Raw genomic sequence first — 12373 nt, forward strand, 5'->3', positions numbered from 1 at the left:
TACAATAACTTTTGTCTCTGCTCAGAACATGCCGGAAGTATAGGGGAAGGGACAAAAGTAGTTGTTTGGTAACGAAATTAAATCGGAATATATGAGAATTATAAAAAGATTACTTCTAGTGTTTGGCATTTTAGCAGGCTTCTCGGCTTGTCATTCCAGAAAAGAGGTTGTTAATGATAAACACCCCAATATTATTTATATCCTGGCTGACGACTTAGGTTATGGCGATGTTGGTTTTAATGGTCAATCAAAATTCAAAACGCCCAATATTGATAAGCTGGCCGAAAATGGGATGGTGTTTACGCAGCACTATGCAGGTTCTACCGTGTGTGCACCCTCACGTTCGGCGCTTTTAACAGGACAGCATACAGGTCATACCACCATACGTGGAAACAAGGAAGTGTTGCCGGAGGGACAGCATCCACTGCCTGACAGTACTTTTACTATGGCCGAAATGCTACAGGAAGCTCGTTATAAAACTGGTGTTTTTGGTAAATGGGGCTTAGGTTATCCGGGTTCAGAAGGTGACCCTAATAAGCAGGGTTTCCATGAATTCTATGGTTATAACTGCCAGCGATTGGCTCACCACTACTATCCATATCATCTATGGCATAACCAGACAAAAGTTATTTTAGAGGGGAATAAAGGTATAGAACAAAACGATTATGCAGCTGATTTGATTCATGATAAAGCACTCGCGTTTATTGAAGATAATAAAGGAGAACCCTTTTTTATGTACTATGCTTCGCCAATACCGCATGCAGAGTTGTTAATGCCGCAGCAAAATATTGATGCATTTAAAGGGAAATTACTTCCTGAAAAACAATACAAAGGGACTGATGAAGGTGAAAAATATCGTCAGGGACCATATGGTTCGCAAGAAAATTGCCATGCCACATTTGCTGCTATGGTGACCTTATTGGACCAGCAGGTTGGTGAAATATTGAATAAACTTAATGATTTAGGCATTGCCGATAATACGATAGTATTATTCACTTCAGATAACGGACCGCATCAGGAAGGTGGTGCCGATCCCGATTATTTTGATAGTAATGGTCCATACAAAGGGTACAAACGAGACTTGTACGAGGGAGGAATTCATGTGCCAATGATTGCCCATTGGCCAGGGAAGATTCAAGCTGGGAGCACAACCAAACATATCTCCGCTTTTTGGGATGTGATGCCGACTATAGCCGATATTATTGGAGTTGATATAGATAGGAAAATAGATGGTATATCTTTTCTTCCAACATTGTTGGGCAAGTCAAATCAAAAGCAGCACGACTATTTGTATTGGGAGTTTCATGAAAAGGGAGGACGAATAGCTGTTCGTAAAGAGAAATGGAAGGGGGTAAAGTATAATGTTCTTGAACAACCTGACCAACCAATAGAACTATATGATTTAAGCATCGACCCGGGTGAAACCAATAATATTGCTTCCGAACATCCTGAAATTGTTACGAAGATGAATCGAATAATGAAAGAAGCAAGAACAGATTCGGAGGTCTATCAGTTTTCCGCACCAACCTACCTACATGTGGATTAATATGATTGAGTCATCTAAAAAACAAAAGTTGAAGCATTATGCTGGCATTTTGAGCATATTGTTGATGTTCCTATCCGCTTGTCAATCAAATCAAGAAAGATTATCGCCTAATGTGATAGTGATATTAGTGGATGATATGGGGTGGAAAGACTTAGGTTGTTATGGCAGCGATTACCACTCTACTCCAAATATTGACCAATTGGCAGAAGACGGTATTTTATTTACCAACTCCTACAGTTCTTGTAACGTATGTTCGCCAACACGAGCAGCCCTAATGACGGGTAAAAACCCGGCTCGGCTGCATCTGACAGATTGGATTGAAGGCCATAAATACCCTTGGGCCAGATTAAAGGTGCCTGACTGGAAAATGATTATAGATTCTTCAGAATACACCCTGGCGGAGGCATTTAAAGATGCCGGGTATTATACAGCGCATATCGGTAAATGGCATTTAGGTGAAAGTGAAAAAGACTGGCCGGAATACCATGGTTTTGATGTCAATATAGGAGGGTGGTCTAAAGGCTCTCCCAATAGAAATGTAAAAAATGGTTCAAATGGCTATTTTTCTCCATACGGAAATCCTCGGATGGACGATGGTGAAGTTGATGAATATTTGACAGAACGCTTAGCTGATGAGGTTTGCCAAGTGATAGAAGAGCAATCAGAAAAACCATTCTTTATCAATCTCTGGTTGTATAACGTTCATATGCCACTTCAGGCACAAGAGGAAAAGGTTCAAAAGTATCTGGCTTTACAAGATAGTTCTAAGCAACACCATAACCCTGTTTATGCAGCAATGGTGGAACATACTGACGATGCGGTTGGAAAAGTGATTGCTAAACTCAAAGAGCGTGGCCTGTATGAGAATACAATTATACTGTTTGCTTCTGACAATGGAGGCTTAATCGGTAATGGGCAGCGTAAGATCACAAACAATGCACCTTTACGTCATGGTAAAGGAGGTATGTATGAAGGAGGTATTCGTATACCTACTATTTTGCATGCGCCCGCTTATATTAAAACACATCATATAATTCACGAACCCGTGATAACTGAAGACTATTATCCTACTTTACTTGAGTTAGCCGGGTTTCAGAATTCAAGTCAAGCCAAAGAATATGATGGAATTAGTTGGCTATCAATTTTTAATGGGGAACAAATGCTTAATCGTGATGCTTTGTACTGGCACTACCCTCATTATCATCAGGAAGGTGCTGTGCCCCATGGTGCCATCAGGCAAGGAAAGTGGAAGCTAATTGAAAACTTTGAAACGGATAGTATTGAATTATACAATTTAGAGGAAGATCAGGGAGAGAGGCATAATCTACATAGTAAGTTTCCTGATAGAGTGATTGAAATGAGAAAAAAAATGGATGCATGGCGAAAAAATGTGAATGCACAAATGCCAATGAGTAATCCGGATTATGACCAGCAGAAAGAAAGAAAAAAAGACAAACAGATTATTAATGATTAAGACTTGAACTATGATATATAGCAAAATACTGTCATTATTGGTTTTAGTTGCTTTGGTAGCATGTCAGAGCGTTGACATCTCTGAGACACGTTCCAGAGTGTCACTTGATATGGATTGGCGCTTTATGCAGCAAGATGTACACGGTGCGGAGCAAGTATCCTTTGACGATAGTAAATGGCGTCAATTAAATGTTCCACACGACTGGAGTATTGAAGGTGAATATAATGAAAACAATCCGGCAGGTATTGCCGGTGCATTCCTACCTACGGGAATTGGTTGGTACAGAAAGCAAATTGAAATTAAGGAGTTGCACTCGGATGAGAAGTTTTTTGTTGAGTTTGATGGTGTATATATGAATAGTGATGTGTGGATCAACGGGCATCATTTAGGTAATAGACCATATGGGTACATAAGCTTTAGCTATGATATTACGCCATATATAACTAAGGGGAATAATGTATTGGCTGTACGTGTCGATCATTCCAAAGCACCTAGTGGAAGGTGGTATACTGGTTCAGGGATATACCGTCATGTTTGGCTGACAAAAACAAAGGACATCTATATTCCGCAGTGGGGAACGTTTGTTATCACAACTAAAGTGAGTTCGCAGACAGCAAATGTCAACTTGCAAATGCAAATAAGCAATGAAACAGGCAGTAAACAGTTGGTGCTTGTAAGCAGTCTTATTAAAGATGCAGCCGGAAATGTTGTAGCCAAATCAGTTAATAAGGTCGAAATGGCGAGGCATACAGAGGTCAAGCAAAACTTTGAAGTAAAAAATCCTCTATTATGGTCACCCAACCAACCCAATATGTACAGCGTTGTAACAAGTCTAATTGTGGATGGAACATGTATGGATCATTACATCACACCATTGGGTATTCGTTCTATTGAGTTAAAAGGCAGCAAAGGTTTCTTCCTGAATGGGCAATCTATCAAGTTCAAAGGGTTAAGTAATCATCACGATGCAGGACCGGTTGGGGCAGCTGTGCCAGATGATGTCTTATATCGCCGTTTGAAGATGCTTAAAGAAATGGGATGTAACGCTTTGCGAACGACTCATAACCCATTCTCACCCGAGTTTTATACCATGTGCGACACCATGGGTTTTATGGTAATGGATGAGGCTTTTGACGGATGGTGGAATCCCAAAGCCAAACATGATTATGGCAATTATTTTGCTGAATGGTGGAAACGCGACCTGACCGATTTTATGAAACGTGACCGTAATCATCCATCTGTTGTTATCTGGAGTATTGGTAACGAGGTGCATGGTTTTACTGATGAAGAACAAGAGGAAATTGTTGACTTCGCTCGGGGTATAGATAATACAAGGCCTATCACACAAGGCCGGGGATATATGGCTCCTCATATAGATATTGCAGGGTTTAATGGGCATGGTGAGTTCAAAGGAAGTTTGGCCGATTATCACAAAAGACATCCCGAGAAGGCGATTATTGGTACAGAAATTACACATACGCTCCAAACACGTGGAGTTTATCGAACAAAAACTTGGTATCGAACAAAAGACAATCCTGCCCCTTGGGAGAAGCCGGAGCACTTTGCTCAAATGGAGGATAAGATTTATAAGATTGATGATTTATCCGATAAAGAAGTATTTACTAATATCACGCCAAGGTATCAATCTTCATATGATAATTCCATTGTTCGAGTTGGTGTTCGCCACGATTGGAACAGGGTTGAAGAAAGAGACTATTACCTCGGCAACTTCCGATGGACCGGTTTCGATTATCTGGGTGAGTCATTTAACTGGCCGGCGCGTACAGCAAATTTTGGGATTATTGACCTGGCTGGTTTCCCAAAGGACCACTATTATCTATACCAAAGTTTATGGAGTGATAAACCGATGGTTCATTTGTTACCGCATTGGACCCATCCCGGTAAAGAGGGGGTGGAAATACCGGTAGTAGTTTATACTAATTGTGAGTCAGCTGAGTTGTTTCTTAATGGTCAGTCTTTAGGAGAAAAGAATATGGGTAAAGAAAGGCAGATGGTTTGGTTAGTACCTTATGACGCTGGTAAACTTTCAGTTGTTGCAAAATCAAACGGTATTGCTATAGTCGAAAAACAATATGTCACAGCAGGAGAGGCTTCAGGATTAAGCATTGAAGTTGATAAAGCCACCGTAAAAAGTAACAATATAGATGTTGTGCATTGTGAAATTACAGTTGTAGATAATAAAGGAGTGATGGTCCCAAATGCTAATCATTTGATAGAATTCGATGTGGATGGTCCGGCACGTATAATTGGTGTTGAAAATGGGGATATACTGGATTTATCACCGCATAAAGTTAGTCAGCGTAAGGCATTTAATGGTAAATGTCTGTTGATGATACAAGCTACAGGAGAAAGTGGTCAGATTGAAATTACAGCAAAGGCTGAAACTTTGAAAGGCAGCAATATATTAGTTCTATGCGAGTAAAACATTAATAAGTTCTTACCATGTTACAATCAATAAGTTCATTTTTTGCAATCGTTACCATCTTATTAGGTGGGTTAATGGCATGCAACACTAACCAAGACAAATCATTGAAAGTGGAAAGCAAATCTCCAAATATTGTAATTATATATTTAGATGACTTGGGATATGGTGATTTAAGCTCATATGGAGCCACTAAAATACATACTCCAAATATTGATGTTTTAGCTAATGGAGGTGTGAAATTTACTAATGGTTATGCTTCATCAGCTACATGTACACCGAGTCGATATGCCCTGTTAACAGGTGTTTATCCATGGAAAAATAAGCAAGCTAAGATTCTTCCGGGAACAGCACCACTTATTATAGATACATGCCAGGTTACTTTACCGAAGATGCTGAAAAAGCAAGGCTATCAAACAGCATTAGTTGGCAAATGGCATTTAGGCCTTGGCACAGGTCATGTTGATTGGAATAAGACTGTTTCGCCAGGTCCTAATGAAGTAGGATTTGATTATGCCTATTACATGGCTGCCACACAGGATCGTGTGCCAACTGTATATTTAAAAGATGGATTGGTACAAGGCCTCGATGCCAATGACCCGATTGAAATAGATTATAAAAATAACTTTGAAGGCCAGCCAACAGGTAAAGATAATCCTGAACTTTGTGAGATGATGTGGCATCATGGTCATAACTCAACAATTGTAAATGGTGTGCCTCGTATTGGCTACATGAAAGGTGGTGAAGCAGCTAAATGGAGCGATATCGATATGGCCGATCACTTTTTAGTGAAAGTGCAAGAATATGTCAAGTCACACAAGGATAAACCCTTCTTCTTGTATTATGCCATGCAGCAACCTCATGTGCCGCGAACACCTCACCCTCGTTTTGAAGGTAAATCGGGCATGGGCCCTCGGGGTGATGTCATTCTCGAGGCAGATTGGTGTGTTGGAGAATTTATTAAAACTTTGGAGGAAGAAGGCATTTTAGATAATACATTAATTGTATTTTCAAGTGATAACGGACCTGTATTGAATGACGGCTATTTTGATGATGCGGTTGAGAAATTAGGGAATCATACTCCGGCAGGTCCATTGCGTGGTGGAAAGTACAGTTTGTTTGAAGCTGGGACAAGAGTTCCATTTATTACCTATTGGAAAGGTACTATTCAGCCCGGCATTTCAGATGCTTTAGTTTGTCAAATTGATTTATTGGCTTCTTTAGCAAAGTTAGTTGGCACAAACGAATCCTCAACCGATAGTAAGGATTTGCTTACTGCTTTCTTAGGGAAGGGCAATAAAGGTCGTGAGTCTCTTGTTATAGAGGCGACTACGCGTACAGCACTGCGCTATGGTGATTGGATATTGATACCCCCGTATAAAGGCCCGGCCAAAAATAATCTTGTTAATATTGAACTTGCGAATGCTCAAGAATATCAATTGTATAATCTGATAGAAGATATTGAACAGCAGAATAATCTGGCCGAAAACAATCCGGATAAAGTACAAGAAATGATGGATATCTTTAATGTCATTAGGGGTGATTATTCACAAATTTCGAAAATGGATTTAAAATAAAAATAGCTTAGAACAATGCTATTTTTATTGACAGATAATTAAAGAAAGTTAGAAATAGTAGGAAAGAGGGGAAGGCTTAATTCAATTAATTGGCATTCCCTCCTTCTTTTCATTCTATATGGTTCTCAGAGTAAGTCATTGATTTATTATTAAGAATTGGAGTTCAATATTTGAAGATAACTTAAAACAGAAAAGTTTAGTGTTAAGCGAGTATGTAAGCATTATTAATAAAAATACATCTCACAAAAGCAGATATAAAGAAACTTTTGAGAAGGAGGTAGTGTTGCTAATGTGTTTATTATTAGATATGTAAATTACTTCCCGATACAGAAATTCTTGAAAATATTACCCAATACTTCGTCTGTATTTATTTGCCCGGTTATCTCACCAAGGAAATGCAGCACTTCACGAATATCCTGGGCCAGGAAATCGCCGGAGATACCTGTTTGCAGGCCATCGACTACACGCAGGATGGCTTCGTGTGATTTTTGCAGAGCCTCGTAATGGCGCACATTGGTAACAATCACCTCGTCGTTATCGATGGCTGAGAGGTTAACAGTTTTAAGCAGTGCAGCAGTTAAGGCATCAATATTTAATTGTTGTTTGGCCGAGATGGGCACAATGGCATCGGTACCCGACAGCTCTTTGAAACTGCTCTTTTGGAAACGCTCCTGAACGCCTTCATTGGCTAAATCGGTTTTATTGATTACCACTATAAGCTGCTGATGCTCATCCATGCGCTGTTTTACATCAGTGATGGCATCGTGAATTTTCTCATCCGGGTCGTTCACATCCAGCATCAGCAAGATGATGGTAGCTTTAGTGATTTTGTCATAGGTACGTTCTATGCCCAGGTTCTCAATCTCATCTATAGTGGCGCGTATACCGGCTGTGTCAATAAAGCGGAAGCTGATGCCTTCAATGTTGATGGTATCCTCAATCACATCGCGTGTAGTACCGTGTATGTCCGAAACGATGGCACGCTCTTCCTGCAACAGGGTATTTAACAAGGTGGATTTGCCCGCATTGGTATGTCCCACTATAGCCACAGGAATCCCATTTTTGATGGCATTACCCAGCGAGAATGAGTTCACCAGTTTTTTTAATACAGCCTCAATCTCATTCACCAACTTGGTGAGTTCGCTACGGTTGGCAAACTCCACATCCTCTTCACTAAAATCCAGTTCTAGTTCTATTAAAGAAATGAAGTTGAGAAGATGCATACGCAGGTTAATCAGCTCACTGGAGAAACCACCGCGCATCTGCTGCAGGGCCACCCGGCGGGCTGCTTCGCTGCGTGAAGCAATCAAATCAGCCACTGCTTCAGCTTGTGACAGGTCCATTTTACCGTTGATAAATGCACGTTGGGTAAACTCACCGGCAGTAGCGAGCCGGGCACCATGTCTGGTAAGAAGTTGAAGAATTTGTTGCTGGATATAAGGAGCACCATGGCAGGCTATTTCAATAATGTCTTCACCGGTAAAAGAATGCGGTGCTTTAAAAACGCTAACCAATACCTCGTCAATGTCTTTATCGCCATCAGTTATGCTGCCAAAATGAATGGTGTTGGCCTTTTGTTCCGACAATTTCTTTCCGGCTTTAGCTGGTTTGAACAGCTGTTCGCAAACAGCGATTGATTGATTGCCTGATAAACGGATAACTGCAATGGCACCCATTCCCTGGGCGGTTGATATGGCGCAAATTGTATCTTTTTCGCTTAGCATCTTTTCGGTCTTTTCGAACCAGGACTGACGCACTGGTTGGCTGTTAGAATCATTATCAAAAATGCAAATATACGCAATTGAGGCCGTACATCATTCATTAAAGAAAAATGTCGTCACTCGTTTGGCGATTGCAAAATTGTATTACATTTGTGGCCATAAATGGTGAGTCAAGGTCAACCTATTCGGACTTTGACGGAAAGAGGGAATCCGGTGTAATTCCGGAGCTGTACCCGCAGCTGTAAGCTCTGTTAACTCCATTGCAAAAGGTCACTGTTTCAGTTTAACGAAATGGGAAGGCGCAATCAGGAGGGAGTAAGTCAGAAAACCTGCCATGTAACAAATGATTATTAATCAAAGCTTTCGGGTTTAAAAGTTTGATACATGAATAAAAAAGCAATTCAATATTTAAGGCACTAAAAAGTGCAGGTACGTAAGGCAACTTACTGTTGCAGAATGGTTACTAACCATTTTGGCAGAAGTATATTGTCGAAGTGTGCTGAATGTTTTTTTATGCATTTCACTTTCATTCCGGGGCGTTTAAAGGCGCTATGAAGATACATCTGTATAACTCGTTGAATCAGGATAACAGGGCATTGTTGATCTGTGTTTTGGATGCTTTAAAAGAATATTAGCATGCAATTTTATCCGATTCATATCCAAATAAAAAATAAAGCTTGTTTAGTTGTTGGTGGCGGTAAAGTTGCACAACGAAAAGTGAACAAATTACTTGCTGCCGGTGCTGCCGTAACTGTTATTTCCAAAGAATTAACACCGGTTTTGCAGAAGTTGGTTAACAACAACAGGATGAAGCATAGGAGCCGATGCTATCAAAACGATGATGTCGTTGGCTTTTTCCTGGTGTTTGCCGCTACCAATAACCAAACAGTTAATCAACAAATTATTTCAGAAGCTCAAAGCCACAATGTTTTAGCAAATAGTGTGGATGGCGCTGACAAGGGCGATTTTATTATCCCGGCCAGCTGTCAGGTGGGGCATTTGAATGTGGGAATTACCACGGAAGGAATTTCACCTGCTTTGTCGGCCCGTTTGCGCAGGTATTTCATGTCTAAATTATCATCTATTACGCCTGAACAAGTAGCGTTGATTGGTGAGAAGCGAAAGTTGATGCTTGAAACGGGTAATCAAGAGTATCAGGATGAGATGAATAGTCTCATTGATGAACTCATCCATCAGATTGAAAATAACAAGATTAATCTTAACTCAATAGAATGAATCCTAAATATGGGAAAGTATGGCTGGTTGGTGCCGGCCCGGGCGATGCTGACCTGGTCAGCGTAAAAGCCGTTAAGTTGCTTAAGCAGGCCGATGTGGTGCTGTACGATTACCTGGTGAACAAAGAATTGCTGGAGTATTGTTCGGCTTCGTGCGAACGGCTCTATGTTGGCAAGATGAAGGACAAACATACTTATCCGCAAGACGACCTAAATGAATTGTTGGTGCATTATGCCGGCAAAGGCCAAAACATCGTCCGTCTGAAAGGTGGCGATCCGTTTGTTTTTGGCCGGGGCGTTGAGGAGATATTAACGCTCATTGAAAACGGCATTGATTATGAAGTGGTACCTGGAATTACCTCTGGTGTGGCGGTGCCTGCCTATATGGGCATTCCGGTAACGGCTCGTCATGTGGCCTCATCGGTTACGTTCGTGACTGGTCATCCGGCTAAAGGGAAGAACTCGGTGGATTGGCAGGCGCTCGCTAAAGCATCGGATACCCTGGTGGTGTACATGGGGGTAAGTAATGCCCAACGCATTGCCAATGAACTAATCATCGGGGGTAAGAAAAATGAAACACCGGTGGCTCTGATTCGTTGGGGGACCTATCCTCAGCAGGAGATGCTGACTGCCACCCTGGAAACCATTGGCGAGGCGATGGCGGATAGAGGGTTTATGCCACCAGCGCTCATGGTTATTGGTGAGGTGGTGAATTTCTCCAATCAATTAAAACCCATAATACAATCTATTAAACCTCAAGAAATATCACATGTCTAAAAAAGGAGTTTTAATCTGCGGTCATGGTACCCGTGTTAAACGAGGCGAAGAGGCCTTTCTGAACTACACACGCCAGGTAGCGACACTGCTGCCCGATTATGAAGTGGAAGCCGGTTTTCTGGAACTATCGGAACCCGATTTCGAAGAAGGGGTAAAGCGCCTGACCCAAAAAGGGGTTACAGAGATAGTAGCGGTTCCGGTTTTCTTGTTTACCGGTGTGCACATTCAAAAGGATATTCCTTGTATTCTGTATCAGTTGCAGGCCAAATACAATGTCTCCATTAAAATGGCCCATTACATAGGCGATTGCGAGGATATGTTGCACTTGTCAAACGATTTGATTGAGAAAGCCTTACACGGTAATAAGGTTGAGCCGAAGGATACCTTATTGTTCGGCTTGGGAGTTGGCGCTTCTAAAATAGCTGCCAATGGCGATTTAGCCCGGTTAACTCGCATGGTGCAGGAGTCCAATAAGTATGGGTTTGCTATCAATGGCTTCTGCAGTCGCATGACTTACCCATCGGTCCCTGAAGCCTTATCTATCTGCGAAAAGCTACCCTATAAAAATATCCTTGTTGTTCCCTATGTGTTCTTTCCGGGTGTATATATGGATAAAGCGCAAGTTTTATTTGCGGAGTTTGCTCAAAAGCATTCTGATCGTAACGTGTTTGTGGCGCCCCTGTTAAGCGATTCAGATCATTTAGCACAGATTCTGATTAAGCGTTTGGAAAGTGCGGAAAGAGGTGAGGTGGACTTAATTACGGCAGTAGATAAGGAGACACTGGAGAGTTATGTGCCGCATCACCATCATCACGGACACGATTGTTGCGGACATCATCATCATTAAGGCAGAAGAATGAATAAAGGAACAATATACGGGGTGGCACTAGGCCCGGGCGATCCGGAGCTGATCACCCTCAAGGCATTAAAAACATTGCAAAAAGCGGATGTCATCTATTATCCTGAAACCACTAATGGAAAGGGGATGAAGAGCTCAATGGCCATGCGTGTGCTTGGGGCTCTCGAGATTGATTCCTCTAAGTTTCGGGCCGTTGAAGTGGCCATGAAATACGACCGGTCAGAAGTGAATGAAACGTATCGTCAATTGGCTGCTGATTGCATTCTGCAAGCTGAATCAGGCAAAAAAGTAGCGGTGGTCAGCGAGGGCGATATCTCCTTCTATAGCACGTTTGCCTATCTGGTCGATGATTTCAAAAAGGCGAAGGTGCACTACGAGATGATTCCGGGAGTGCCGGCGTTTATACTTGGTGGTTCGCTTGCGGGTGAGGCGGTGTGTAAGCAAACCGATAAGGTGTTGGTGGTTCCTGAAATAAAAGATGAAACACAATTGCGGGAGTATGTGAGTGCCAACGAAACGGTGGTGATTATGAAGGTGTCGAAACTCAAAGACTGGATAGCCGGTTTTCTGCAGAAGCACCAATTGGACTTCTTCTATGGTGAGTACATGGGCACCGATAAAGAGTTTACTACCAGAGATGCACGCGTTTTAACGGAGCGACGGATACCGTATTTCTCAATCATTACCATCCGCAACGAACAGCAAGTAATATTGGGTAACTCACCAATAAAAAGTAATTAA

At 41.6% G+C, this 12373-nt stretch carries 9 protein-coding genes and 1 riboswitch; of the genes, 8 read left to right on the plus strand and 1 reads right to left on the minus strand.

All coding sequences use genetic code 11. The features are described 5' to 3' along the window. The first annotated feature begins 91 nt into the window (after nt 1–91). From ACSX1H_RS08435 to ACSX1H_RS08450, 4 genes are all read left to right on the plus strand, one after another. Complete coding sequence (locus ACSX1H_RS08435; RefSeq protein ID WP_439183410.1) at nt 92–1546, plus strand: arylsulfatase; 1455 nt, start codon at nt 92–94, stop codon at nt 1544–1546. 112 nt (nt 1547–1658) lie between these two features. Next, entirely contained in the window at nt 1659–3020 is a 1362-nt protein-coding gene (locus ACSX1H_RS08440; protein WP_439183411.1) for a sulfatase, read from the plus strand. 10 nt (nt 3021–3030) lie between these two features. Further along, on the plus strand, nt 3031–5463 hold the full coding sequence (locus ACSX1H_RS08445) for a glycoside hydrolase family 2 TIM barrel-domain containing protein (protein ID WP_439183412.1): 2433 nt from the start codon (nt 3031–3033) through the stop codon (nt 5461–5463). 20 nt (nt 5464–5483) lie between these two features. After that, nucleotides 5484–7040: a sulfatase family protein gene (locus ACSX1H_RS08450; RefSeq protein WP_439183413.1), complete on the plus strand. Its 1557-nt coding sequence runs from the start codon at nt 5484–5486 to the stop codon at nt 7038–7040. A 314-nt stretch (nt 7041–7354) separates the two neighbouring features. On the opposite strand, the gene mnmE is transcribed toward ACSX1H_RS08450, so the two are convergent. Beyond that, entirely contained in the window at nt 7355–8797 is a 1443-nt protein-coding gene (mnmE, locus tag ACSX1H_RS08455) for a tRNA uridine-5-carboxymethylaminomethyl(34) synthesis GTPase MnmE (RefSeq protein ID WP_439183414.1), read from the minus strand. A gap of 110 nt (nt 8798–8907) precedes the next feature. Next, nucleotides 8908–9112: riboswitch (cobalamin riboswitch) on the plus strand. Between the two features lie 285 nt (nt 9113–9397). On the opposite strand from mnmE, the gene ACSX1H_RS08460 reads away from it, so the two are divergent. The 4 genes from ACSX1H_RS08460 to cobI are packed head-to-tail and all read left to right on the plus strand — an operon-like array spanning nt 9398 to nt 12373. Beyond that, the gene (locus tag ACSX1H_RS08460) at nt 9398–9997 is read left to right on the plus strand and encodes a precorrin-2 dehydrogenase/sirohydrochlorin ferrochelatase family protein (RefSeq protein WP_439183415.1); all 600 of its coding nucleotides are present in this window, start codon (nt 9398–9400) and stop codon (nt 9995–9997) included. Further along, nucleotides 9994–10773, plus strand: coding sequence for a uroporphyrinogen-III C-methyltransferase (gene cobA, locus ACSX1H_RS08465; protein WP_439183416.1), 780 nt, complete (start codon nt 9994–9996; stop codon nt 10771–10773). The genes ACSX1H_RS08460 and cobA overlap by 4 nt, the downstream gene beginning before the upstream one ends. Beyond that, complete coding sequence (locus ACSX1H_RS08470) at nt 10766–11620, plus strand: sirohydrochlorin chelatase (RefSeq protein WP_439183417.1); 855 nt, start codon at nt 10766–10768, stop codon at nt 11618–11620. Before cobA ends, ACSX1H_RS08470 begins: the two co-directional genes overlap by 8 nt. Nucleotides 11621–11629: 9 nt before the next feature. Then, nucleotides 11630–12373 carry a precorrin-2 C(20)-methyltransferase gene (gene cobI, locus ACSX1H_RS08475; protein ID WP_439183418.1) on the plus strand — a complete coding sequence of 248 codons (744 nt, stop codon included), beginning with the start codon at nt 11630–11632 and terminating at the stop codon, nt 12371–12373.

The organism is Carboxylicivirga taeanensis (assembly GCF_051851475.1).
GTDB lineage: Bacteria > Bacteroidota > Bacteroidia > Bacteroidales > Marinilabiliaceae > Carboxylicivirga > Carboxylicivirga taeanensis.